General features: G+C 45.1%; 19 protein-coding genes. 8 read left to right on the forward strand and 11 right to left on the reverse strand.

Annotation, left to right across the window (positions count from 1 at the left end; translation table 11 throughout):
• Positions 1-7 precede the first annotated feature (7 nt).
• The 6 genes from AC0VYG_RS08105 to AC0VYG_RS08130 all read right to left on the reverse strand — a co-directional run bounded on the left by AC0VYG_RS08105 (position 8) and on the right by AC0VYG_RS08130 (position 6,838).
• Positions 8-1,039, reverse strand: a complete 1,032-nt coding sequence (locus AC0VYG_RS08105) for a LacI family DNA-binding transcriptional regulator (protein WP_475431804.1) — start codon at positions 1,037-1,039, stop codon at positions 8-10.
• A gap of 42 nt (positions 1,040-1,081) precedes the next feature.
• Complete coding sequence (locus AC0VYG_RS08110) at positions 1,082-1,732, reverse strand: dual specificity protein phosphatase family protein (protein WP_475431805.1); 651 nt, start codon at positions 1,730-1,732, stop codon at positions 1,082-1,084.
• Between the two features lie 71 nt (positions 1,733-1,803).
• Positions 1,804-2,601 carry an inositol monophosphatase family protein gene (locus AC0VYG_RS08115; protein ID WP_475431806.1) on the reverse strand — a complete coding sequence of 266 codons (798 nt, stop codon included), beginning with the start codon at positions 2,599-2,601 and terminating at the stop codon, positions 1,804-1,806.
• 67 nt (positions 2,602-2,668) lie between these two features.
• A complete protein-coding gene (locus AC0VYG_RS08120; protein WP_475431807.1) occupies positions 2,669-3,787 on the reverse strand; it encodes an ABC transporter substrate-binding protein in 1,119 nt (372 codons plus the stop codon).
• Positions 3,788-3,816: 29 nt separating this feature from the next.
• The gene (locus AC0VYG_RS08125; protein WP_475431808.1) at positions 3,817-5,007 is read right to left on the reverse strand and encodes an ABC transporter ATP-binding protein; all 1,191 of its coding nucleotides are present in this window, start codon (positions 5,005-5,007) and stop codon (positions 3,817-3,819) included.
• 1 nt (position 5,008) lies between these two features.
• Positions 5,009-6,838 (reverse strand): ABC transporter permease, encoded by a 1,830-nt coding sequence (locus AC0VYG_RS08130; RefSeq protein ID WP_475431809.1) that lies wholly within the window; start codon positions 6,836-6,838, stop codon positions 5,009-5,011.
• Between the two features lie 227 nt (positions 6,839-7,065).
• Here AC0VYG_RS08130 and AC0VYG_RS08135 point away from each other — a divergent pair, with 227 nt between their 5' ends.
• On the forward strand, positions 7,066-7,518 hold the full coding sequence (locus AC0VYG_RS08135) for a protein tyrosine phosphatase family protein (RefSeq protein ID WP_475431810.1): 453 nt from the start codon (positions 7,066-7,068) through the stop codon (positions 7,516-7,518).
• A 28-nt stretch (positions 7,519-7,546) separates the two neighbouring features.
• Here the strand turns inward: AC0VYG_RS08135 and glgX are convergent, their stop codons facing one another.
• The 4 genes from glgX to AC0VYG_RS08155 form a co-directional block, all read right to left on the reverse strand.
• Complete coding sequence (gene glgX, locus AC0VYG_RS08140; RefSeq protein WP_475431811.1) at positions 7,547-9,571, reverse strand: glycogen debranching protein GlgX; 2,025 nt, start codon at positions 9,569-9,571, stop codon at positions 7,547-7,549.
• A gap of 13 nt (positions 9,572-9,584) precedes the next feature.
• Positions 9,585-11,792, reverse strand: a complete 2,208-nt coding sequence (gene glgB / locus AC0VYG_RS08145) for a 1,4-alpha-glucan branching protein GlgB (RefSeq protein ID WP_475431812.1) — start codon at positions 11,790-11,792, stop codon at positions 9,585-9,587.
• A gap of 41 nt (positions 11,793-11,833) precedes the next feature.
• Positions 11,834-14,977 carry a phosphorylase b kinase regulatory subunit alpha/beta gene (locus tag AC0VYG_RS08150; RefSeq protein WP_475431813.1) on the reverse strand — a complete coding sequence of 1,048 codons (3,144 nt, stop codon included), beginning with the start codon at positions 14,975-14,977 and terminating at the stop codon, positions 11,834-11,836.
• A gap of 392 nt (positions 14,978-15,369) precedes the next feature.
• Positions 15,370-16,968, reverse strand: coding sequence for a methyl-accepting chemotaxis protein (locus AC0VYG_RS08155; RefSeq protein ID WP_475431814.1), 1,599 nt, complete (start codon positions 16,966-16,968; stop codon positions 15,370-15,372).
• 139 nt (positions 16,969-17,107) lie between these two features.
• Between AC0VYG_RS08155 and AC0VYG_RS08160 the strand changes: the two genes are divergently transcribed.
• The 3 genes from AC0VYG_RS08160 to AC0VYG_RS08170 all read left to right on the forward strand — a co-directional run bounded on the left by AC0VYG_RS08160 (position 17,108) and on the right by AC0VYG_RS08170 (position 19,718).
• Positions 17,108-17,539: a YqaA family protein gene (locus AC0VYG_RS08160; protein WP_475431815.1), complete on the forward strand. Its 432-nt coding sequence runs from the start codon at positions 17,108-17,110 to the stop codon at positions 17,537-17,539.
• Positions 17,540-17,548: 9 nt separating this feature from the next.
• Positions 17,549-18,379 (forward strand): SPOR domain-containing protein, encoded by an 831-nt coding sequence (locus tag AC0VYG_RS08165; protein ID WP_475431816.1) that lies wholly within the window; start codon positions 17,549-17,551, stop codon positions 18,377-18,379.
• Between the two features lie 475 nt (positions 18,380-18,854).
• On the forward strand, positions 18,855-19,718 hold the full coding sequence (locus AC0VYG_RS08170) for an isocitrate lyase/PEP mutase family protein (protein ID WP_475431817.1): 864 nt from the start codon (positions 18,855-18,857) through the stop codon (positions 19,716-19,718).
• A 130-nt stretch (positions 19,719-19,848) separates the two neighbouring features.
• Here AC0VYG_RS08170 and AC0VYG_RS08175 read toward each other — a convergent pair whose 3' ends face one another.
• Positions 19,849-21,879, reverse strand: a complete 2,031-nt coding sequence (locus AC0VYG_RS08175) for a methyl-accepting chemotaxis protein (protein ID WP_475431818.1) — start codon at positions 21,877-21,879, stop codon at positions 19,849-19,851.
• Between the two features lie 388 nt (positions 21,880-22,267).
• Here AC0VYG_RS08175 and AC0VYG_RS08180 point away from each other — a divergent pair, with 388 nt between their 5' ends.
• The 4 genes from AC0VYG_RS08180 to AC0VYG_RS08195 all read left to right on the forward strand — a co-directional run bounded on the left by AC0VYG_RS08180 (position 22,268) and on the right by AC0VYG_RS08195 (position 26,035).
• Positions 22,268-23,290, forward strand: coding sequence for a substrate-binding domain-containing protein (locus AC0VYG_RS08180; protein ID WP_475431819.1), 1,023 nt, complete (start codon positions 22,268-22,270; stop codon positions 23,288-23,290).
• A 32-nt stretch (positions 23,291-23,322) separates the two neighbouring features.
• On the forward strand, positions 23,323-24,330 hold the full coding sequence (locus tag AC0VYG_RS08185) for an ABC transporter substrate-binding protein (protein ID WP_475431820.1): 1,008 nt from the start codon (positions 23,323-23,325) through the stop codon (positions 24,328-24,330).
• A gap of 102 nt (positions 24,331-24,432) precedes the next feature.
• On the forward strand, positions 24,433-25,245 hold the full coding sequence (locus AC0VYG_RS08190; RefSeq protein WP_067342553.1) for an ABC transporter permease: 813 nt from the start codon (positions 24,433-24,435) through the stop codon (positions 25,243-25,245).
• Position 25,246: 1 nt separating this feature from the next.
• Positions 25,247-26,035 (forward strand): ABC transporter permease, encoded by a 789-nt coding sequence (locus AC0VYG_RS08195; RefSeq protein WP_475431821.1) that lies wholly within the window; start codon positions 25,247-25,249, stop codon positions 26,033-26,035.
• Positions 26,036-26,076 lie beyond the last annotated feature (41 nt).

Raw genomic sequence — 26,076 nt, forward strand, 5'->3', positions numbered from 1 at the left:
TGGTTAACTATGAGTACTGGTTATGAGTGCTGTTTCGATGACGGATACTATTACGCCACGTTAAGGGAGCATCGAAGGTGCGGGTTTCTGCTTTTCGATGGTTGTCTAATGCACTTTCTAATAATTCGGTAATGGCATCGGCCATTTTACCAAGTGGTTGTGAAAAGGTGGTTAATTGATAACCGTACCAGCCAGCTTGCTCGATGTTATCGAAGCCTAATACACACAAATCCTCAGGGATTCTCAGTCCAAATTCGTGGCGAGCAACGTCCATAAACCCACAGGCAATCAAATCCGTGACACAAAATACGCCGTCTATAGGCGTATCCCTAGACAACAATTGTCTGGCAGACTGAGCACCTGTTTCATAACTGGTGGGGCCATCACGTCGTAATTCACAAACTTGTCCTGAGTCTTTTGTCGCTTGAATAAAGACATTCTCTCGTTTAACCAAACTTGGCGATTGTATTGTCGATGAGACGACGGCAAAGTTTTGACAGCCTGCCTCAGACATTAATTGATGAGCTTTGATGATGCTAGATTGAATATTGACCGTAATGTGGTCTGGGCCTTCGAATTGCCCCTCACGATTAACCAATATAACGTGCTGCCCTGCCTGAAGGCAGGTTTCAATTAATGAAGCGGGTGGGGTGCCAGACAGAACAATGGTCGCGGAGGCTCGATAATTGAGTGTTTGTCGAATGGCGGCCTCGGAGCTAGCTTGGTCACTGGAACTGTTAATTACCATGACCGCTCGACCTGCCTCTTGTAGGCGTTTTGTTATCGCATTCAATAGGCTAGCCTGATAAGGTGCTTTTAAATCTGCTCCTAAAATACAGACAGGACGGCTGCGTTCATGGGATAAACCACGGGCCAAATGATTGACATGATAGTTCAATTCTTTTGCTGCTTTTAGCACTCGCTCCCGAGTTGCCGCCGACACGCTGGCCCCTGGTGTGAATGTGCGGGAGACCGCAGAGCGGGACACGCCCGCTAATTTAGCAACTTGTGTTGCGTTGGCAATATTTTTAACAGACATAATAGAAATTAACCGTTATTGATTTTGATCATTCTGTTTAATTTAGTCGTCACTGGTATCAAAATCGATCTCCCTAAGCCGTGTTTCCATTTTTACGGCGCGTTCCGCCAAGCGAATGAGTTCCGGTTTAGGGGTTTCATACCATTCATCAGGGTGAAGTTCACGCTTCTCACGAATGTGTTTGATAGCAGCCTCCAAGGTTGGGTAGCGTTCCGGCATTTCTAAATGCAAAAATAGGGCGACAACTGTGACGGAGCGACTACGACCACCACGGCAGTTAACCAAAATATTGCCTTTTTCTCGAACCTTGTAGGATGGTTTAACTGGTAAGACTTGTTGTAAAGACGAGCGCATTAAGTAATACGCCGCTAACATTAAGGTGTCTGGATTACCTGGCCCATCAATTAAGCCGACTTTATAGTAACGTACTTGGCTGGAGCCATATTGATGCAAGTGCTCTGGAATACCATCTTCCGTATAGTGCACCATGTTAATGTCTAGATTGACGGCGCAGTTAAGCACAACTTTAATATTATGTTTTTCGAGTAATAGGGGATCAGCTACTCCCGTTGAACCACCAATATAGACATCGATCCCCCAGCCCGGGATATTGCTTTCAATTAAGCTTATTGGCGGGCGTGGGTAATGAGGTGCTTTCTTCTTCGCTTTTTGCGTGTTGTCTAGTGTTGTCATGTGTTGTCTCTTGAGCCTTTTACTGAGGCATTTCCAGTTCCCTCCCCCTTATTTAAGGGGGAGGGGGGGGGTTAATACGTTCTTAGTTCAATATTGCTTGCTTTGGAAATAGCGTCAGCCAATGTGTTGGTTGTCGCTATAATGGGGCCACCATTGGCAATCTCTTCATGGCTTTCAGGGAATTTACCAATTCTACCCCCCGCTTCTTCCACCATGAGCAGTCCGGCCAAGCAGTCCCAAGCGGCCATATGTTTTTCGACATATCCATCTGTTCGACCTTCGGCAACCCAAGCAAGGCCGAGGGCACCAGAGGCTCCCCGACGAATATTGACCCCCTGTTGAAGCAGTGAGTTGGTTATATCGAGAAACGTTTGTGTGGAGATACGATTAGACCAGCCTAGTTCGATGGTAGCACTTGTCATATTTTGCATGTTTGAGACGCGTAAAGGTTGATCATTTTTGGTGACATAGTGACCACGACGCACACGATAGAGTTCGTTGCTGACGGGGTTATAGATGGCGCCTAGGTGGGTGATGCCTCGATGAACGAACGCAATAGACACGCAAAAGTGCTCAATGCCACGAGCAAAATTGGCGGTGCCGTCGATGGGGTCGACGACCCAAAGCGATGGTGTTTCAATAGACCCTCCCGTTTCTTCGCCAAACAGTCCGTCGTTCGGGAATTGGCAGAACAGGGCATCACGAATGTATTCTTCTACTAAGGCATCGGCTTCCGTTAGAAAGTCTTGTTGGCCTTTTAGGGTGAAATCTCCTTGGCGGCGGCTTTTGAAATGTTGTAGAGCCAAATTGCCCGCTTTTAGGATGATGCTTTTTAGCGCGGATTCTCGTGTTGTTATATCGTCTATCATTTCGTTCTTGTCCTTAATGACGCCTAGAATAAAGAGAATGGGGGTCCCCCCCATTCTCATGGAATAATTATTTGCGGTAGTTTAAACTCCAAAGATCTTGCCAATCCTGGCGACTCTGCCAATCCGAATTGGCACTGGAAGTCTCGTACCCCATGATTTGATTACGTATCTTACCAACACCAGATGGTTCATTTTTGGGCAAGCTAACGGTTTGGTTGGTCGACATTTTGCCATCGATACTTTGTGGTGCGATGCCTTGTGCCGTCATCACATAATGAATAAAGAGTTTGGCAGCATTTGGGCTTTGAGAGCCTTTGACAATGAGTCCTAGGGTTGGGTAACTCCAGCCACTAAAAGGAACCATATTTTTACATATACCCAGTTTCATACCATCTTTGTTTTTACGAAACTTAGCCGTACTGATTAAACCGACAAAACTGTTGGTGACATCTGGTGCACCAATGGCCGCAGCGGCAGCGGTGTCTGAGCTGGTTAATAGGGGACCATTTTCTGCGAGGGCTTTAACAAAGGCGGCCGTCGCACTGCTCTCATCGGTTTTTAATGGTTTACCAAATTCTGCCTGATAGGCGGCGGCGATAGCCTTATCATGATGGGTGGCCATTTGGTTAAACCAGTCGGTATAAGCGGGTTTGCCCAATGGGTCTTGCATGGCAACTTTACCGCGCCACTTAGGTTCGGTTAATTGCCATATATTGGTGATTGGGCAGGTTTTATACAGTTTGGTATTGTACGCCCAGACATTGGGGGCAAGAACCACTGTCAGAGGGTGTTGATAGTTAGCCGGAATGTTTTTCGCTAGGTCGGGGGGTACCCAGCTTTCTACATAGCCTTTAGAGAGCAGTTGTTCGATGCCCGCTGGTGCATCCTCTAACAATATGACGCCAGTTTTGACGTTATGAGCTCTGGCTTCACGGGAGACGATTTCCAATATCTGTGGCGCCTTCGCTTTGACCCCAGTGGCATGAAGACCATACTTTTTGTCAAACGCTTTGGCTTGTTTAACAATCTTCCCTGTTGAGGCATACACGATAAGAGGGGGCTCTTGTTTGGCTGCTTTGACCAAGGCTTGCAAGTCAAATGAGTCCGCAGCAAACGCGCAAACAGAAGAGACTGACAGCGTGCAGGCGATCAAGGCGGTCAGTCCGTTTTTTGTTGATAATTTCATGGTCATCTCCTAGGTCTAAGGTTGAAGGTCTATACCCTGTTATTTGCTGGCTGGTTAAGTGATTGGTTCGCTTCAAACATATGGTTTGAGCCGGACTGACTGGTTTGCATTAACCGTTTGAGGGGCTCATCTTGGAGTGTGTCTATTGTCAGTCGATGATGGTTTTGATCAAAAAAATGTAGCGCTTGTGCTGGTAAAAAAGCGTTAATCTGTTCCTGTGTGCGCCAATACGGGCGCTGTTGTGTCGAGTGGAACAGACGACTGGAACCGTAACTTAGCTCAATCACCCAGCTACCACCTGTTGGCATGATATTTTCTATGATCATCGGAATAGTATGGCTATGTGGTCTGTCACTTAAGATAATTTCTTCTGGGCGGATGCAGCAGGTGTCAGCATGAGCGCATTCAGGGAGTCGTGCGAGGATATGATCCGCCACTTTGTCGAGGGAATCGGTTGCTTTGCTAAGCTCGATCATATTGATCTTGGGGTTCCCGATAAATTCGGCAACAAAGCGGTTTTGCGGTGTTGCGTAGATTTCATCGGGCGTGCCAATTTGCTGTAGTGTGCCTTTGTTCATCACGGCGATGGTATTGGCTAAGGTCATGGCTTCCCACTGGTCGTGACTGACGAACACAATGGTGGTACCAAATGTCTCATGAATACGGCGCAATTCGGCTCGCATTTCTAGGCGCAATGTGGCGTCTAAATTAGAAAGAGGCTCATCTAATAGCAAGATACCTGGGTTCACCGCTAACATACGTGCTAAGGCAACACGTTGCTGTTGGCCCCCAGAAAGCTGTGATGGGTAACGGTTTGCGTATTCCGCGATACGCAGTTTTTCCATAACATCTTGGCAGCGAGCATGGCGTTCTTCTGCTGGTATCTTCTGTATACGCAGGCCAAAGTCCACATTGCGTTCCACGGTCATATGAGGCCACAGTGCGTAGTTTTGGAACACTAAACCAATCTGGCGTTGTTCGGGAGGCGTAAAGTGCGACTTATTGACGGAGTCAACGACTGAACCTCCTAGTACGATTTCCCCTGAGCTGGCATGCTCAATGCCTGCGATCATACGTAAAATCGTGGTTTTGCCACAACCAGAAGGGCCAAGTAAGCACATAAACTCGCCATCAGCGATGGTGATATTGATGTTGTTGACTGCTGGTGCAGCATTCTTTCCATAGGTTTTTGTTAGGTTTTTTAGTTCAATAGTTGGCATATTAGCTCTCCAGACCTTGGGCCAAGTGGGTACCAGAGATCCGTTGGATCAATAGGGTGCCAAACCAAGCAATCAGGGCAATCATGAAGACGACGGCATTGGCCGCTTGGTCATAGTTGTAATCGAGTAAGCGAAGGGAATAGGTGGTAAGAACATCGGTCGAAGGAACCGCTAGAATAATAAACAGACTGACGCCTTTAATACCGGATATAAAAGGTAAAAGAATGCCAGTTGCTAATGGTCCTGCTTGAATGGGAACGATGATTTTACGCATGCGAGTGAACCAGCTCGCTCCGGCGATGCGAGCGGCTTCTTCAGGCTCTTTACCGAGTTGTGTCATTGCCGCGATTCCGGAACGACTGGCAAAGGGCATTTTTTCCGCAATAAGTGCGATGATAAGCAATATAGGGGTGCCGTAAAGGGCAGGAATCGGCCCCCGTGCGACAGCAAACAGTGATAAAAAGGCGGCCGCAAAAGCGATCCCTGGAACCAAATAGGGCATAAAGGTAATGTGGCGTAAAAAGCCGCTGACACCACGAAATGAACAGCGTGTTACGGCATACCCCACCAGCAAGCCTAAAATGCCAGAACATAGAGAAGCAATACCTACAATGAAGATGGTATTCCAAGTGGCTTGCCAAAATTCTGGGGTGAACAAAATACCATTGCGCAGGGCAACGGTCGTTAAATGGTGTCCTATCCAATAATCAAAGGTGAAATTGCTTAGGGTGAAGCGGCCAGGCAGAGTCATGATGGTTGATAAAAATAAGGTGATCAGTGGGATCACCATGCCGATGAGCATAAACGCCATGGGAATACTGGCCGCGATCACGCGGAATTTGCCAAGGGAGGTTTGGCGATCCATATTGCCTTTACCGCCCACGGTCACAAAACGGCGTGCCTCACGCATCATGCGCATATCGATGAGCAAGGTGATAACACCAATGATCATAATGACGGCGGCTAGAACCGCCGCAACGCCATTTTGTCGAGAGTCAAGGGAGCGATACAGGCCCGTTGACAGCGTGTCGTAATTGACGGGTAATCCTAGGAGGTATGGCACAGCAAATTCGCCAATGCAGTCGGCAAAAATCAGCAAGCCAGCGGACATAAGCGCTGGACGCACTAAGGGTAAAATGATGGAAAAAGCAATGGTGCGACGAGGTGCACCTAAAATGCGGGCACAGTCTTCCATTTGTACATCTAAACGAGTTAACGCATTGCCAACAATTAAAATGACCAGTGGGGTATAGTGTAAAATTAAAATAACGACAATTGGGAAAAAGCCATAAGCGAGCCAGTTTGAGGTATGAAATCCTAATGCCTCGAGCCACCCAGGCTGTCCGCCGATCGTGCGGTTTTTAAAGATGGTTGTCCATGCCATGGCAAATGTCCATGACGGGAGCATGAAAGGGACAATCAAGGCGCTGGCAAACCACCTACGGCCTGCCATATTGGTTCGATTGATCAACCAAGCCAGTGTTACTCCCAAGGTTAAAGAACATGCTACAGTACCAATAGCGATCGTGAGGGTGTTATACAGAGGGGTCCAAAGAATAATTTCAGACATACGTGACATAAAAGCACGCGTCAGATAGTAGAGAGTGAACGCGCCTTCGTCTTGATGAGTTCGTCCTGCATCGCCTGAGTGAACAAAAATGGCATCAAGTAATATGGAGATAACAGGCGCTAGAATTAAATAGGCAAAGCAAACGGCTAATATAAAGGCGATGAGGTTAGCTGGTTCATGTCTACTGACTGCGATGGAATGGCGTGCTCTTAGCCACCAGTCTGGCTTTAGATTATGATGTGTTTCAACCGACAATGGCATGGTGTTTTCCTTATTGCTTATCTGCGGGAATCACCATAGAGAGATTATGTTACAAAGCGGTGACGTTTTTGCGCCTATGTGCAAAATGATCGAAATAGCGGGTCATATATATGAGCGAATAAGGGAAAAAAATTTAAAAATCATTTACTTATAGCGTTTTTTGGCCTTTTGTGAACTTTTTATTATATTTTGACTCACGGGAGTGACTGTTATAAGGGAGAGGATTGATGGAGATAATTAAAAACTTTGTTCAGTTGACACCACTTATTGCGACGGGAGGACAACCACAGGCCGAACAGTTTTCGAAAATCGCAGAACAGGGTTATGACTATGTTATTAACCTTGGGATGCTTGATCATCCAGACGCGGTCTTAGAAGAGGATCGGTTAGTCAGCGAATTAGGGATGAGTTATATTCATATTCCGGTAAAATTTGATGCGCCGTCTAAAAAACAAGTGGCGTTCTTCTGCCAATTGCTGTCTTCGCTAAACACCCAGAAAGTATTTGTACATTGTATTATGAATTATCGTGTTTCAGCGTTTATGTATCACTATTTTACTAAGATTGAAAAACGCTCCGAACATGCTTCCAAATCCATTATGTTCGAGCGTTGGGATATTAATCCTGTGTGGCAAGAGATGTTGCAATGGTCAGCTGAAGATCTTGGTTTGGCTTGTTAACAGCCTGAGTTGTCTCAGGCTGGCTCTGTTAGAGCTTTGCGATCATGACTCCACGGTAATGGCAGTGGATGTGCGTTTTATCCAACTCTATTCCTGGTGTTTTATAAAGCACGTCTAGTTGTGTGGTGGCTTTTGGTAAGGGCACGCTTAAAGGGTGGTCTTCACGATAGAATACAAGCCAAAGACGTGTTGATAAATCCGCTGGAGTAAGAATAGCTGATAAATAATCGCGTTCTTTCTGTTCCCAGTCGTCGTTAGTCATGGGTTGGCTGTGCTCATTCAACCATTCAATTTGGTCGGCGGAGTGGTGTTGATATAATGGGTCGTCTTCTAAATAGATTTCCGCCAAAATGGGGTAGGCTTTTCGTATCGCCATTAAGCTCGAAACGGCCTCCTGTAATGTGGTTCTGGCCTCACTTTCTTCCCACTTAATCCATGTTATGTCGTTGTCCTGGCAGTAGGCGTTATTGTTTCCTTGCTGTGTGTGAGATAGCTCATCGCCACCAAGAATGTGGGGAGTACCCTGACTAAGGAGTAAGGTTGCGATAAAGCAAAGTTGTTGATTTAAGCGGCGTTGCAAGATCTCGGCGTTGTCTGTTTCACCTTCGACACCAAAGTTTTGGCTAATATTGTCGCCGTGGCCATCTCGGTTGTTTTCCATGTTTGCCATATTATGGCGGCGATGGTAAGAGACCAAATCATGCATTGTGTAGCCATCATGGTAGGTGATGTAGTTGACAGAATGCAACGCACTTTTTTGACCTTTATGGAAGATGTCTCTTGACCCCATCAGGCGTGTGGCCAATTGAGAAGTCAAACCTTCATCACCACGCCAAAAACGCCGTACCGTATCACGATATTGGTCGTTACACTCTAAGAACCCTCTGGGAAATTGACCTAATTGGTAACCGTTTGGACCAATATCCCAAGGCTCCATGACCAAACAGGCTTCGCTTAGCACTGGGTCTTGTAAGATGGCTTGTAATAATGGTGCTTTAGGTGAAAAATCATGATCGGTTCTGCCCAAATCCACGCCTAAATCAAAGCGGAATCCATCGACTCCCATGACATTTATCCAATAGCGCATGCTATCGCAAATAAGGCGAATAGTGCTTGGACTATAGGTGTCCAGACAGTTGCCACAGCCAGTATAATTAAGGTATTGGCCCTCTTTGTGGCGATAATATTGGGCATTATCCAAACCACGAAAGCAGACACTAGACTGATCCATCTCACTTTCGGCTGTGTGGTTGTACACCACGTCGAGAATAACCTCAAAACCAGCTTCACGAAGCCCATCTATCATGGTTTGAAATTCGCTAATAGCGTCTTTTTGAGCATAAGAGGGTTCTGGGACAAAAAAGCTGATGGGGTTATAGCCCCAGTAGTTGTTGAGTTTAAGGTGTTGTAAGTGTCTCTCTGTGGCAAAACTGAAGCAAGGCATTAACTGAATGGTGGTAATGCCAAGGGATTTTAGATGTTTAATGCCAGGTTTGGAGATGACTCCAAGATAGGTACCTTTAAGTGCATCATCAATGGGTAAGTTCTGACTGAATCCTTTGACATGCAGTTCGTATAAGGCGCGTTGGGCGTGTGGCACATGGACACGTTTAGGGCGAGTCGATGGGGCACTAACACGTCTAACGATGGATTTGGGCACACAATAGGCGGAGTCTACAAGATGTTGTCCCCCGTCTTTGGTGATGGCGGCTTGATCCTCATGCCATTCGAGTTTACCGGTTAATGCTGTCGCATAAGGGTCGATAAGCAGCTTGTTTTCGTTAAATAGTCGTTGTGACTCGGGGTCAAAAGGGCCTTGTGCACGAAACCCATAGTGTTGGCCCTCTGTTAAGCCAAACACTTCCATGTGCCATATACCACGACGCTTAGCAATAAAAGGCAAGCGTTCTAGTTCGTTTCCTTTGTCGTCAAAGAGGCACAAAAAAATGGTGCTGGCCTCTTCGGAGGCGACCGCGAAATTAACACCATTTTCGGTGATTTGAGCCCCGAGGGGAAAAGGATGGCCAAGATTAACCGTGTAAGTATCACTCATGAAAGGTTCCTTTTTATTCACCTAGCCACTTTAAAAAGACACCGCTGAGAGGTGGCACTTTGATTTCAATGCTATTGGCTTTGTCGTGGCTGGTGATGGCCTCAGTTTGATAGATGTGATTTTTTTGGCAGCCTTGGCTTAATAGGTAATCACTTCCCGCGTAGCGTCCATCATCGGAATTGAAGATCACTTGATAGCGGCCCGGCTCTGGTACACCGATACGGTAGTTTGCTTGAGGCACAGGTGTAAAGTTAGTGATAGCGATACCATGGGCGGTATACTCTTTGGCTTTTCGAACAAAGACTAAGATACTGTTAGCACTATCATCATAACTGATCCATTCAAAACCATGGCCTGAGTGATCGAGATGCAGGGCCAGTTCATTTTTATATAAATGGTTTAAATCTTGCGTTAAACGATGTTGCCCTTGGTGGTAATCAATGTCCAGCAAATGCCAATCAAGAGAGCGTTGGTGGCTCCATTCTTGACCTTGAGCAAATTCGTTGCCCATAAAGTTGAGTTTTTTGCCTGGGTGAAAATACATGTAAGCGGAAAAAACGCGTAAGTTCGCGAATTTTTGCCATGGATCGCCGGGCATTTTTTCGATCATGGACCCCTTGCCGTGGACAACTTCATCGTGTGATATAGGCAAAACAAACTGTTCGTCGAACGCATAGACCATGCTAAAGGTGAGTTCACCTTGATGGTATTTGCGATGTACAGGGTCTTTTTTAATGTACTCTAATGAGTCGTTCATCCAGCCCATGTTCCATTTAAAGCCAAAACCCAGACCATCCATATAGGTGGGTTTCGACACACCAGGGAAGGCGGTTGACTCCTCTGCCACGGTAAAACAACGAGGATGATTTAAGTAGACGGTTTCGTTCAGCCGACGTAGAAAAGCAATGGCTTCGTAATTGTGGTTGCCGCCATCCTGATTAGGAATCCATTCTCCCTCTTCCCGTGAATAATCAAGGTAAAGCATTGAGGCGACAGCGTCCACACGTAGGCCATCTATATGGAATTCTTCAAGCCAGAAAACCGCGTTACTGATGAGGTAGTTGACGACATGATCTTTGCCAAAGTCGTAAATCAGTGAGTTCCATTCCGGATGCCAGCCCTTTTTCGGGTCGGGGTATTCATATTGTTTGCTACCATCAAAGTTGGCTAAACCATGGCTATCGGCGGGGAAGTGAGCGGGTACCCAGTCCATGATAACACCAATGTTTGCCTGATGGAGTGCGTCGACTAACATCTTGAATTCTTCTGGCGAACCATAGCGGGAGGTCACAGCATATAAACCAACGGGTTGATAGCCCCAAGAGCCGTCAAATGGGTATTCGCTAATGGGCAGCAATTCCACGTGGGTATAGCCCATTTTTTGCAAGTAAGGAACCAATTCGTCTTTCAGCTCTAAGTAAGTGAGAGGCTGGTTATCTTCTTTGCGACGCCATGAACCAAGGTGAAGTTCATAGATACTCATGGGGGTTTCGTAAATATCGGTAAGTGGGCGCTGGGTCCATTGGGTATCTTGCCATTGATGCTTGTCATCAAAGCAGACTACGCTTGCAAAAGATGGATATTGCTCAATGCGCTGGGCAAAAGGGTCGCTGCGGTGTGGCAGAATGTCACCATTGTTCGCCCGAATTTCAAATTTATAGCGCGCACCATGATTAACGTCTGGAATGAACAATCGCCAGATGCCATCACCATTACTCGACATGGGATGAAGTCGTCCATCCCATGCATTAAAATCGCCAACCACCGAGACAGAACGCGCTGCAGGAGCATATACGGCGAACCGTGTGCCATTAATGGTCAGTTGCTCGTTAATGTAAGCCCCGCGACGTATCGCCCCCTGACTTTTGTAGAGGTTAGCTTGATGGTGCTCAGGGTCGTGAAAAGTGGTCTCTGAAAACTGGTAAGGATCAACAATGGTATAGGTATTATCGCCATAGGTGACGTTAATACGATAGTAAAAAGGGGCTTTCGCTTTAGGAAAAGATAATTCAAATAGTCCGTCTTTATGCAGGCAGTTCATCTTACCTAAAACGGTATCATCCGTCAGTGATATTACCGTGATGGCGGTTGCGGTAGGGCGCCAAACCGTGAGGGTGAAGCCACTGGAAGTCTTTGATTTTTGTAAGCCTAAACAGCCAAATGGGTCGGCACAACGTGCGTTCAATATATCGTTAATTAGAACATTTTTAAGCGGAACCATTCACTTCTCCAAAGAAGGGTTAGTGTATTTATAATATTAATTTAGTGTTTCTTTTCCGTTGCTTTTTGGCGTTGTCGACTGTGCAATTTGCTGACTGCCCAACGCAGATATTGATTCACTCTATTTGGTGTTAACTGGGCAAATTCATCTAATGCTGCCTCAGTTAGGTCCTTTTCAGGATGATCTACTTGGTGTTGTTTAACATGATCCATTGCCGCACGAGAAACTAAAACGGGCAAATTAATCTCTTGATCAAAGTGACAGTTTTTATGCTGCTGACAAAATTGGATAAAGGCGTATAACCCTTCAAAAATCAGACTTTTATACCAAACGGGATGAATGTCTGAGGTAAGACTTTCGATTAAAATAGCAAAAGTGTCTTCCCCAGGTGTCATCGAGCTTAATGTGTGTTTGCAGTTTAGCGTGGTATTACTTTGCATATCACCAAAAACAATGGCATCCACATGGCTTAGGCTTTCCCATAACTCTTTTAGCATGGATTCTGGTAGTTTGGTGATGATGCCTTGCTCTATACGCCAGTCAAACCAGTCCATATCTTTCATCTTACTGTTATCGTTATCTACTTTGTGGTGATGGTGATAACGAACGTGGTTTACCACATGGTTAAAATCTTCGTGCTTCTGTTGTAACACTTGTTTTAAGGTGTCGTAAAGTAAACTAGGTGAAAGTTTTGATAAGGTTTCGAACACTGGCACGTTTTCATCGGGGTTTATGTGTCTGGCACAGAGCAAGGCCAAACTGTGAAGACGAATGGTTCGCACCCCGGAAAAAAACTCTGGGTGGACTTTGATTAGCGTACCCGCAATGGCAATCAGCTCATGACAAATAACTAAAGACACGGCCGATGATGAGGTCGACTTTAACAGTTCCATAATCTCATCTTGGTGCAATGGTAAGGTGATATCTGTTTCGTTTTCCAGAGCATCGCCGACGACTAATAGGCGCTGACGAACGGTAATATCTGCGATATAAGTGGCAAGATCCGTTGTTGGCTTCAGCATCAAAGAAAACAGTTGCCTAGAGGCTTGCCAATTCTCTGTGAGAAGCGCTTGAGTGTAGACGGAATCCAATACTTTATAGGCGGTAACGGCGGGTGTTGACCCGGGGATGGTGTTCATCAGCGCTCGTCGTGCACCCAGCTCAATCAAAGAGTCAATGGCTTCAGATAAGCTTGGTTTTTGGTTTAAGCGTGCCAATAATGTATCCGTGCCTATTTCATGAATTTTTTGCGTATCGTAAGGTGGATTGCCCTTTTCTAATGGCCAAGGTTTCTCGTGTAATGGTAACGTTGCACCAAGCTCCTGGGATTCAGGTGATACAATTGTGATGGCTCGACGATTGCCTGATTTAAAAGCATTCTTGGCAGATTGAGCAATCACTCTAAATTCTTCAACTTCTTGGTTTTGTAGCTTACGGATAAATTCAAATAACTCATCGCAGCCGGGCATTTCGCTTAAGGCTTCATCAATCAAAATAGCAAAGACGGCATTGGCAGGGTAATACCAATGACCTTCAATGATGCTCAATTCATTACAAATATGGGCTTGAAATAGTCTGGGGTCGACTTTGCGGTAATCTTTGTCTTCATTCTGAATCCAAGATAAACATAAGTAGTTTTCATCGTTAATGCAAAAGGGCTGAGAGGTAGCCAAGCTGTTTAATGCTCTATTAGGGCGCCCGCTGAGTCCTAGTGCGGGTGAGGCACCTAAGTGTCGGTAGGTTTCCACAAGCTGTACGGCGCTAATGGCTTTGAAGGGGGCGATTTCATCGATGGTTTGACAAAGACAGCCTGCCTCCAGCAGTTTTTCTTTCACCACGTCGTTTTGTGCGAGAATTACCATGGAGGTGGTGACCACATTCGGTCGATGCTGAATGCGGTGTAATCCGAGAGGGTCGAGGTCATCCGTTCGAATCAGTTCATCATCGAGCATTTTACCCACCAAATATAAGCTCTGAGCCCAGACAAGAGGCAGGTTGTCATTGGGAAGGCGCTTTTGTGAACCGGGATTTTCTTTTTCTGCCAAGATGCTCTCTTGTGGAACATAGTACAGTTCGGGCAGTAACATCTCGCCGTCTTTCTCGATCATCAGTGTTTCGAGTTTATGGCGATAAAAGTTTGCGCTTTCCCAGTCTCGTGCAAAGAGTCGGCCGATGTATAAATAGGTGAAAAAGAGTGGCCATTCAGATTCAATATGCTCAAAGTTAATCAGCTCATTGTATTCGTAGTAGATTCGGCTTTGATCTTCCAGAACCGACTGATGCCCATCTAATAAGAAGCGTTTACATCCATATTCACCACCCAGTTTGCTGAGGATTTCATCACGAGTTTTTTGGGTAAGTTTCTCGTCGTTCACTGCAAAGGCGGGAAAACTAATGATGCTTAATAGCGCACTGTCCACCTCTTTTGAGCGAGACTCTTTCGGCAGGAGAGATTGTAATACGGAACCTGCTCTGGCCACGGCGTCTGCAAAAGAGTGGATCACTGCCCATTCAGGCCCATCCGTACCAAACAAATTTAAGCCGTCCAAGGCTTCCATTGCGGCTTTGGCCATGCCGACTGAACTGGCGTTGATTTCCGCTTTGCCGTTATTCACTTTGTTGCCTCGCTCCCAAATGCCGTAATCTTGGGTACGGTAGGTGCGAGAAATGTAATAGACGAGATTCTGAATAAAATTGGCTTCATCGTGAGTGAAGATGAGTTTGCTGCCAGCTTTGGTCATTTGGGCCAATGTCAATAAGTAGAAACTGGTGGCATCGATTTGCAAATGGCCCCAAGCATCGTCTGCGACCGCTTCTAACCCTGTTTTGGTGTCATATTTTGCATGCAGTGCGTCCTTCGGGTCGAGGCTATGTTTAAACGCCTCGACTTTATGGGATTGGCGCATCATGGCATACAACAAACCACGCATCATTTTGATGCAAGAATACTCTAATTCATGGGAGCGTTTGCCAGGGTTCGACGCTCGTTTGTAGGCGAGATGGAGAGCCCACACGGCTTGAATGCTATAAACGTTGTCTCGTACCCAAGCATCAGTGTAGTTGCCGTGATTATTGATGCTGGTACTCGCTGGAAAAAGTCCAGTAACAGGGTGTTGCCGAGAGAGGATCACCGCCTGAATGTGTTTGTATAGAGAGTCTAGCTTTTCTTGGGTATCAAACGCCATATTCCTTTCCTCAGAACGTAAAACATAAAATCAGTTGTCTGGATGCTGGATTCGTTTACTTATATGTATGTACTGCCTTAAGCATATGGTGAGTTGCTACTAAGATAAAGCAGTAAAGCAAACTTCTTATCGATTCGATTTAGTTAATCTACCATTATAGGGTAGGCGCTTCTTTGGGTTGTACCTAATGGCTTAGAATGCAGAGGAAAATAATTAGCAAAAAGAATGCCGCCATGACTCCGTAGCATAACAGATGCACAAATAAGTCGATAAGAGAAAGGCTATGGGAAGTGGGTGGATAAACCAACGGTGATGTAATACAGCCCGTCTTATGGAAACAGGCTGTATGGTGAGCGCGGAGGGAAATGAAAGACAGTTCAATTCTAATTTCTTTATGTACTAAACTGGTTCACAAGAGTGCGTAATTGAGAGGCACACTGGGTTAGCTTCTCGACCGATTCATGGATCTCATTAGAATTGACCGTGGTTGTGCCACATATATTAGCAATATTGTCCAAGGCGGCACTGACGGTTTGCGAAGAAGCATGCTGGCGATTGGTCGCTTCTGTAATTTGCGTATTGAGCTTAGAGATGGATAGGACGCCACTGGCGATCTCTTTAAAGGTTTTTCCTGCTTCGGATGTTTGCTCAGCACCTTGGTTCGCCGTGGTTTGTGCATTTTCCATGACTTCCACTGTGGTAAGCGTTTGTTGAGTCAGTTCATCGATCAAACCGCCAATATCCGTAGCTGCCATTTGTGAGCGCTGAGCTAACTGGCGAACTTCATCCGCCACCACCGCAAAGCCTCGGCCCTGTTCACCTGCTCGGGCGGCTTCAATCGCTGCATTTAGAGCCAATAAATTGGTTTGGTCGGCGACTTCGGAAATAATACCGAGTCGCTCATTGATATTGGTAACGTCTTCTCGGAGCTGGTGAATTTTTTTTGTCGCATCACCCACTTCATGGGACAGGCGCTGAATGTCTTGATTCGCATTATTCATGACACTTAAACCTTGCTGTGAATGCTGACCTAACTCTGTGGCGGTTCGGCTCGCGCGCTCGGCAATGTCTTGTGTTTCATCTACTGACGCTATCATGTCTTGCATGAGCTGTGTGGCTTGCTCAGTGTCTCTTAATTGCGTCGTCACACCACTAACCGTTTTTTCGGTAGATTGGTTCGTATGGCCAACAATGTTGTCTAAGGTTTCGCTGGAGTGACTGACGTTGCGGACGATCGATTGAAAATCGCTCATCATACTGTTGAAAGCATCGGCCATTTCCCCCATTTCATCCGTTCCATCAAACTCGACACGACGAGTCAAATTGCCGGATTTTTTCACTGATGTCATAGTGTTGCACAAGGTGCTGATGCGGGTGGTGACTAAGTGAATAATGAACAAAGCAGAACCGCCAATGACGATGGTTAACACCCCCACCAGAATGGCATAGTTAATTAAAGTGTCCAAAAATAGGTTGATCACTTCGTCCATAGAGGAGGTGGTGACTAAGGTTAATTGCCAAGGGGCAAACGTTGTGCTGCTAGCAATCATGCTGTGTTGTTGGCCACTTGCATCTTGATATTGAAAGCGCCAAGCTTGATTTTCGGTATGGGTCTGTAGTCCGGTAATAAGAGAGTTCGGCGGCGTTTGGTCATCTTTATCCAGACTGGGAGCATTTAGTAGCTTCTGGTGACTGTCTAATAACCATATTTTTTGATGGCTGCCATAGTGAATAAGTGAAAGGGCTTGGATCGCCTGTCGTTTGGCTTGGTCAGCGGTCAGTTGTCCTTGCTTTTGTTTTTCGTAGAGAGGGGCGATAATAGAATGGGCAATACTGAGTACATCTCGCGTTTGATTTTCTCGGTCCTTCACTTCACTGTGAAACAGTGTCGTTAATGATACTAGGATTAATGCCGTGGTTCCTAACGACATTAAGCCAATAATTGCCCAGAGTTTATAGCGTATTTTTATATCATTAATTTTTCCTAGCATGCATTACTCCCGATGTGATCCCTGGCGCATTCTACTGTGGTAATAGTACGAACTCGAACTTACACTTTGATATATATCATAATATTCACAAATAAAGTATGTATAGCGCAGGCTTTATAGCGGCCAGTAGGAATAAAAATTGAGCTATTTAATCGTCTTTGGTACAGCATTTTTGTCCGCTACTATTTTGCCCTTGGGTTCTGAAGCCTTTTTACTTTACTATGCAAGCGATGCAGTATCCTCCGTTGTATGGCTATGGTTTTTCGCCAGTGTAGGTAATACCTTAGGTGCGTTGACTAACTGGTATCTCGGCCGTTTTATCTCTCATTTTGAGACAAAAAAATGGTTTCCAGTGAGCGCCACTTCGCGTCAACGTGCTGAGCGAGTGTTTCACAAATACGGCTACTGGAGCTTGTTATTTACTTGGCTTCCTGTCATTGGTGATGGGATTTCATTAATTGCAGGTGTATTTCATACGAAAATAAAGTATTTTTTACCTTTCGTTTTTGCTGGGAAGGCGGCAAGATATGGGTTTATACTGTGGGGGCAAAGCTGGCTCTTAAATGGTTAGAGCGTGGTAATGTTCTTGATTACGCTTTCTTTAGCGGGTTTTGCCTTATTTGGTGTACATGGAGGAATTTTAATGGGTGTCACACAAAAACTGCTGGTTGTTGCAGCGGCGTTATCATTAAGTGCGTGTTCAATGTTTGAAGGTAAAAATACCTTTATGACCTATCAGGACTTGCAGACAAAGGTAAGAGAACACGATGCCGAAATAAAAGCGGTACAAGATCAGCTTGCGCAACTCAAACAGTCTGACAGTGCAAATAAATCGACGGCTGCTGATTCTGCGTCACAATCTAATAATGCAACCTCTCAATCCAACAGCGATGGTTTAGGGTTGTCTGAGAGTGAAACGCAAGCGGCGCCCAGTGTCGCGCCTCAGGTAACCCCTGTTGCGAATAATCAAAGTCAGCAAATGGCACCTGCTCAGTCTTCTCCTGCACAAAACTCTGCACAAACCGCTTCCTCCCAGTCGTCTTCAGTGCAAGCTGCGCCAATGACGTCTTCTGAGCCCAAAGCCGTAACGCCTAATTATAATAATAAGCCTTCTGTTGCAAAAACAACGACAAAAACGTCAAGTGAACATAACCAATACGGTGTTCAGCTTGCGGCTTACACAAGCCGTCAAGAAGCAGTGAATGGATGGAAGAGGTTGAGTAAAAATAGCTCAGATGTCTATGTGAACCTTACTCCACGTATTAATAAAACTGTTATTAATGGCCGAACCATGTACCAGTTAAAAGTGGGGCCATTTTTAGACCGTGCGTACAGTGTTGGTTTCTGTAATATGCTGAAACAAAAAGGCAAAGACTGCATCGTTAAAAAATTTGATGGTGAGCCATTGTAAGTTTTTTATGCAACTTGCTTCTTGATTCAGTGACGGAACATCCGCCTATAAAAACGCCTCTTACCTTTTATAAAGGTAAGAGGCGTTTTTATAGGGCAAGAATCGACCTTAATTGACATAGTTTGTGATGTGAATTTTAACCATAAGCAAGGTGTTTTTTGGCTGATATCCTTGTTCGATGAATAGTCGGTATAAGCACAGCTAATGATTCATACACAAATGTTGTGAATTTTATCCAGATGTTTTTGCTAGAATCCGCTCCATACAACAAGTCCAGGGCCAAGCCAATACTTTAGGTGGATGCGTGTTTTGATGGAACGGTATACAAGAGATTTTTTGTCATAATTCTCCTTATACTTTCTTTAGCTTCAAAACTAACCGATCAGTTAAAATCTGATGAAGCCTCTATGCTAGGTGGGTATAATGACCTGCCATCGCACCATGTAAACTGACTATAGATTTTAGGAGTAGATTGATGGCAACACCTTCCCAACATGATTTGCGAAATGACTTTCGCGCATTATTAGCAACGAAAAAATGCTACTACACTGCTTCGACCTTTGATCCTATGTCAGCGCGTATTGCAGCAGACCTAGGCTTTGAAGTCGGTATACTAGGTGGTTCTGTTGCGTCTCTTCAAGTACTTGCTGCTCCTGATTTTGCATTGATTACATTAAGTGAGTTCACAGAACAAGCGACACGCATTGGTCGTGTTGCCCGTTTGCCAATTATTGCGGATGCGGATCATGGCTATGGTAATGCTTTGAATGTGATGCGTACCATCACAGAGCTTGAGCGTGCTGGTGTTGCCGCCTTGACGATCGAAGACACTTTGCTACCTGCTCAATACGGTCGTAAATCGACGGATTTAATCCCTCAGGAAGAGGCGGTTGGTAAGATTCGTGCAGCGCTTGAGGCGCGTATTGATCCTGCTATGTGTATTATCGCGCGTACCAATGCGGGGCAATTGAGCGATGAGCATACCATCGAGCGTGTGAAAGCCTATGAGGCTGAGGGTGTTGATGGTATTTGTATGGTAGGGATTCGTGACTTCGATCATTTAGAAAAAATCAGCCAACATGTGTCTATTCCGTTAATGTTGATTGCCTATGGTAATCCTGAATTAGAAGACCGTGAGCGTTTGGCTGAGCTTGGCGTTCGTGTTGTGGTAAATGGGCACGCGGCTTATTTTGCGGCTATTAAGGCGACATATGATTGCCTGCGTGAACAACGTGGTATAGCGGAAGGTAAGTTGAATGCCTCTGAATTGTCTACTCGTTATTCGACTCTAGAAGAAAACCGAGTATGGGCAAGCAAATATATGGATGTGCAAGAATAATATCGCCAGTGTGCCATCTTTTGTAGATGGGCTATCCGTATTGCTCATTGAATAGCAATGAATTTGAACAAAAAGCGCCATTGGGCGCTTTTTGTTCTTTTCTAGCCTGTTCGTTTCCCCTCCCTAAAATTTAAACCTTAAAGCTGCCTACTTGTTCCTTCAACCCATTGTAGAGACTGGAAATTCGTGTTGATTGGCTGCGAATGAGCTGAGAGACCTCTTGAATGCTGTCGGTCTGCTCTTGCAGTGAGGCTAAGTTTTGGTTAATTTCGTTGGCGACGGCGGATTGCTCCTGTGTGGCTTGAGCCGTTTGCGAAGCCATATCCTGAACTTTGTTGAACGATTCCGTCAAGGCATTGAAGACCTTGGTGACCTCATTAAAGTTGTCTGCGGTATGGTTGGCATTAGACTGACTGTTTTGAATAGATTGAGACGATTTGTGTACGTTTTCTCGAAGTTGAGCGATCATGGTTTCAATTTCGTTTGTACTGTCTTGTGTGCGGGTCGCAAGTGTTCGAACCTCGTCGGCAACGACGGCAAATCCACGGCCTTGCTCGCCTGCGCGAGCGGCTTCGATAGCAGCATTTAAGGCCAATAAGTTAGTTTGCTCTGCAATGCTGCGGATGACTTCCAAAACCGAGGCAATAGCTTCCGAGCTTTTTTCAAGTTCGTTGGAGCGGGATAAGTCTTCGGCAATGTCTTTTACTAAATTGGACATGGCGTTTTGAGAATCATTGACCGCTTTGAGGCCATTTTTCGTTAATTGGTTTGAGGTTTTCGCCTCTGCGGCTGTGGTACTTGCAATCTCCTCCATCGACCGATTAGACATATTCATTTCGTGACCTGCGCTGACAATGGACTCTGACGCCGCGACTAACGCGTCGGTAATACTCCCTGTTTTATCGGAGACGGTATTCAGTTCGCTGGTGGTGTCTCCCAAGGCAAAGGATTCTTTTTGAATATGACTAATGATAGTGCGTAATTTCTCTAGGAAACTATCGAACTCATTAGACAGATCCCCCAGCTCATCTTTGGAGGATGAGTGAATGCGCTGGGTTAAGTCGCCATCCCCTTCGGCAATCTCTTTAATTCGTTGAGTGATGCTTTCAACGTTTTTTGTCAGTCTTAGAGGAATGACGTAACCGACAACGAGAGCAATGGCGAAGGAAATCAACAGAATGACCTTCGCAATGTTTTGGTATTCTTGAATTTTTTGCTCTACATCGACTTGTAGTTCGTGGGAGCGTTCTCTTACGGATTCTCCTGCCTTGTCTAACAAATCACGAATGGCAGAAAATTTTTCTTCCATTTGTTTGAATTGCTTTGGCTCTGTGTAGTTGCTTGCTGAGTAAGTATTGATTAAGTCTGTACTGTCAGCCAGCCACTGACTAAATTGCACATCAAAATTACCGAAAGGCTTTGTGAGATTTGGCTCGTTTTTAAGATAGGTGCGATAGGTGTTAAAGCGTTGAATCACCTGTTTTGCATTGTTTTGAAACTCAACTTTATTTTCTTGATATTCGCCAATGCGGTTGATGATTTTTTGTTGGGCCAAGCGGGCCTGATAAAGATCTCGGTCAGCACTTAATACTTCTGTGATGGCTTCTAAGTAACGTTCTAAGCTCAGTGCACTAAGACTTTGCACATTTTCTGTGTTACTAGCGAAATCATGGAGGCTTTCGCCTGCTTTATCGAGCGTATTACGCAGCTTAATAAATTGTTTGTCTATCTCTACCATCGGGGATGGTGTGGCAGATTGATGGGTATTCAACAGTCGTTGGCTGGCCTCTAGCCACTCTTTATAGAGGCGGTCAAAATCTGCAAAGGGTGCTAGCACTGCTTTGGGCTCATCAGCGAGGTATTCACGGTACTTTTGAAATCGATCAAATACTTGTTGAGCATTTTCTGTAAAGGTATCGCGATTCTTTTGAGCGTTGCCTTGATTAAAAAAAAGTTGTTCTTGCGCTAAGCGTGCCTGGTAAATGTCTCGATCGGCATTTAATACCACCGACATGGCCTCAAAATAGTGACTGGTTTGTTTTTTTAATACGCTTTTTTGATAACTGCTTATGATTGCGTTAAACGCAAATAAACCAGCGAGAATCAAAGATAGGACGACGATGGGGAGCATCATTTTGATTCGAATCGATTGTGTTCGCATAACTTAATAATCCCTTATACAGCCATTTTATCATTAACCATAGACCAAAAATGGAAAACAGCCATAGAAAGGCAATAAGTTATTGCCAGAATTGCATCGCGTTTGTTGTGAAAAGGCGAGGTTGAGCGTTGTGTGCATGTCAGAACAAAGCGACTTTTGCTGGGAATGGATGGCGTATTGAAAAATAGTTTGATTATTTTTTGTTCTGTTTTGTGTTGGTTTTTGCTATGAAACAAATGTGTTTCTGTCGATAAAGTTCACTAAAAACTCAATAAGTTGTAGTTAAAATCTTTTAATTTCGGATTAATGGCCTTTATCTGTCACAAATTTGTCATCGAGGGTTTTTATACTGCGCTGCATCTAGGAGGATGAAAGAAGGTCCATTACCATGAATATCAAAGATGTGGCGGCATTAGCAGGAGTGTCTCCTGCCAGTGTGTCGCGATGTTTGAACAATACAGGTCCGATGAGCAAGGCAACTCGCGCTCGTATTGAAAAAGTTGTGGCATTGACAGGGTATGATACGGGCCGAACATCGAAGCAGGTTGAATGGAATCAAAACCCGACTATTGGTGTCATGATTCCTAGCTTATTAAATCCTGTGTTTTCTGAAATTGTTGCGGGCATTCAAAAGCGAGCTCGACATTTTGGTTATTCTGTCATCGTTGTGGATACGCAATATGAGCGTCGTCTAGAAAAGCAAGCCATTATCGACCTCATTCGTCAACGTGTTGCAGGCGTGATTCTGACGACGACATCGGTGGATGATAATGATGCCTTATCTTTACTAAGGGAGTTTCGCTTCCCTTTTTGTCTTGTTCATAATCAATCATCAAATGAGCCTTGCGTCTTTGTGGATAATTACCAAGCAGGCCGGGACGTTGCTGAACATTTGCTAAGTCTTGGGCATACAAAGATTGGCATGGTGGCTGGCCGTTTTCTGTCTTCTGATCGGGCTAAGCAGCGTTACTTAGGGTTTACCGATTTTCTGCAAGAACAGTCAACCTCGATTTCCGTGCAATTGATCGAAGTGGATCAGTATGCACTGACACCTTTTGATCAAACTCAAGCGTCTTTTTTTGTCTCCCCAAGTTCTCCAACCGCCTGGTTTTGCAGTAACGATTTGTTGGCGTTAAAGCTAGTGAATCATCTCAAGTCTAAAGGCGTGGCGGTACCAGAAGCAGTGTCAGTAGTGGGATTTGACGGCATGGCATTGGGGCAGATTCTTTATCCACCATTAGCAACGATTCAAGTGCCACACCACGATATGGGGTTGTGTGCAGTGGATTTGCTGTTTAACGCCAAGCACAAAACGGCGTTTCCTTTAGCAAGGCAGTTAGATTACCAAACCCACTTTGTGGGAACCGTGGCTGAGCGTCATCAGTCATCCAACATGCGAAGCGTTCAATAAGAAACATTCTTTTAAAGAGAAGGAGAAAGTTGATGAGTATCTTAAAGCAGTTTACTAAACTGGCGGTTCTATCTTTGGGGTTGACCGCAGGAGCGTCTTACGCAGCGGATGCGATTTGTTATAACTGTCCCCCTGAATGGGCCAATTGGGGTGGTCAGTTACAGTTGATCAAAAAAGATTTGGGGATTTCTATCCCAATGGATAATAAAAACTCAGGTCAGGCGTTATCACAATTGGTGGCTGAAAAAAACAGCCCTGTGGCCGATGTGGTTTATTACGGCGTGTCGTTTGGTATCAAAGCCGCTGAAAAGGGGGTTGTTGCATCATATAAACCGAAAAATTGGGACAAAATTCCCAAAGGCTTGAAAGACCCTAAGGGACGTTGGTTCGCCATCCATTCTGGAACCATTGGCTTTTTTGTTAACAAAGATGCCTTAGATGGTCGTCCTGTTCCGCAATCTTGGAAAGACCTTTTGAAACCAGAATATAAAGGTATGGTTGGTTATCTTGATCCGACCAGTGCGTTTGTGGGGTATGCCAGCGCTGTGGCGATCAATCAGGCGTTTGGCGGCAATATGAGTAATTTTACCCCCGCCATTGATTACTTTAAAAAACTGGCTAAGAACGATCCGATTGTTCCTAAACAAACAGCTTATGCTCGCGTGATTTCTGGTGAGATTCCGATTCTTCTGGATTATGACTTCAATGCCTACCGTGCGAAGTATAAAGATGGCGCGAATGTTCAATTTGTGATTCCAAAGGAAGGTACTATTGAAGTCCCTTATGTGATGAGTGAAGTCAAGAATGCACCGCATCCTAAATTGGCCCATAAAATCTTAGACTTTGTTTTGTCCAATAAAGGGCAGCGTCTATGGGCTGAGGCCTATCTCCGTCCTGTCATTGCCTCAGCTATGACACCTGAAATCGAGAAAAAATTCTTACCCGCGTCAGATTACAAACGCGCGAAACCTGTCAACTTCGAGAAAATGGCTGCGGCCCAGAATGGGTTTGCTCAGCGTTATTTAAACGCAGTGCATTAAGCCCACCATGAAAAGAGCGGGTTTTGTCTCTTGTGGTTAAATCTAGTATTACCCGCTCTTTTTATTTCATTTTCTTGAACTATCTCGCAACGAAGCGTTTTTATGAAGAAAAATAGGCAATATATTTTATTGATGATTCCTGCGCTGGTTGTCAGCTTAGCGTTTTTTTTGCTGCCAATGGCGAAGCTGGTATGGCTGTCTTTTGCGAAACAGCATGGCATCAGTTATTGGTACATTTTGACTAAACCAATGTATTTAAGCAGTTTGTGGTCAACCTTTTGGCTGTCTGCCGTGGTTACCCTAGCCAGTTTGATCATTGCCACCATTGTTGGTTTGTTTTTGACTCGCCATGACTTCAAAGGCAAATCTATATTGGTTGCTATGTTGAGCTTTCCTTTGGTGTTCCCTGGGGTTGTCATTGGCTTTTTTGTCATTATGTTGGCAGGGCGACAAGGTTTGCTCGCTGAGTTGAGTCTTGCATTAACAGACGAACGGTGGACGCTCGCTTATTCTATTTCGGGCCTTTTTATTGGTTATTTGTATTTCTCTATTCCTCGCGTGGTGCTGACGGTAATGGGCGCGGCGGAGAAGTTGGATGATAATTTGATCGAAGCGGGGCGTTCATTAGGGGCAAATCGTTGGCAGTTACTCCGGGATGTGACGTTACCCGCATTGACTCCAGGTTTAATTTCGTCTGGCTCTATTTGTTTTGCTACTTCCATGGGGGCGTTTGGGACCGCTTTTACCTTGGCAACCAATCTCAATGTCTTGCCGATGACGATCTATACCGAATTTACCTTAAATGCGAATTTCGCTATGGCGGCCGCATTGAGTTTAATTCTTGGCTTTATTACTTGGGTATGTTTGACCATTGCGCGGCGTCAAGGTGGTTCGTCGTTAGGGATGGGAGGTTAATATGAAAAAGGGCGTGTTTTTTTATTTGCAATTGGCCTTCACTCTATTGATTTGTGCTTTCTTAATTGTGCCCGTTTTTATGTCCATCACGGCGGGGCTGACCAATAACTATTTTGTTGGCATTAAAAGTGGCTTGACCTTTCGCTGGGTCGAGCAGGTATGGAGTATGTATTCCAATACCATTTGGCTGACCATGAAAATTGCCTTGGTAACGACTCTAGTGAATCTTTGTGTGGGTGTGCCTTGTGCCTACTATCTGGCGCGCACTCGAAGCAAATTATCGGCCTTTTTAGATGAGTGTTTAACCTTACCCATTGCCATCCCAGGTATGGCAATTGCGCTGGGGCTGATTTCTGTATATGGCGGTATCACTGAGTTTCGCATGAGCTGGTCGTTTATTTTAGTGGGTCATGTGATTTTTACTTTGCCCTTTATGGTGAAGTCTGTCTTAGCGGTTTTGCAAAGCATTAATTTTCGCGTATTGGAAGAAGGGGCCGCCAGTTTAGGGGCGAGCTTTTGGCAGCGTTTTTTTCATGTCATCGTGCCCAATTGCAAAACGGGTATCGTAAGCGGCATCTTGATGACCCTGACCTTGTCTGCAGGGGAGTTTAATTTAACCTGGATGTTGCACACACCATTGACGAAAACCTTGCCCGTTGGCTTGGCGGATTCTTATGCGTCTATGCGGTTGGAAGTCAGCTCTGCTTACACCTTGATTTTCCTTGGCATGATTTTGCCTTTATTGATTGCCGCGCAATTTCTGAACCGTCGACCCAAGCGTAGCGCGTAGTTCGCATTAAACAGCCTTTATGAATGAATAAGATGAGTAAC

This window comes from Marinomonas sp. 63XJN7_7_ISO-PGPR-S23-202 (assembly GCF_056173505.1).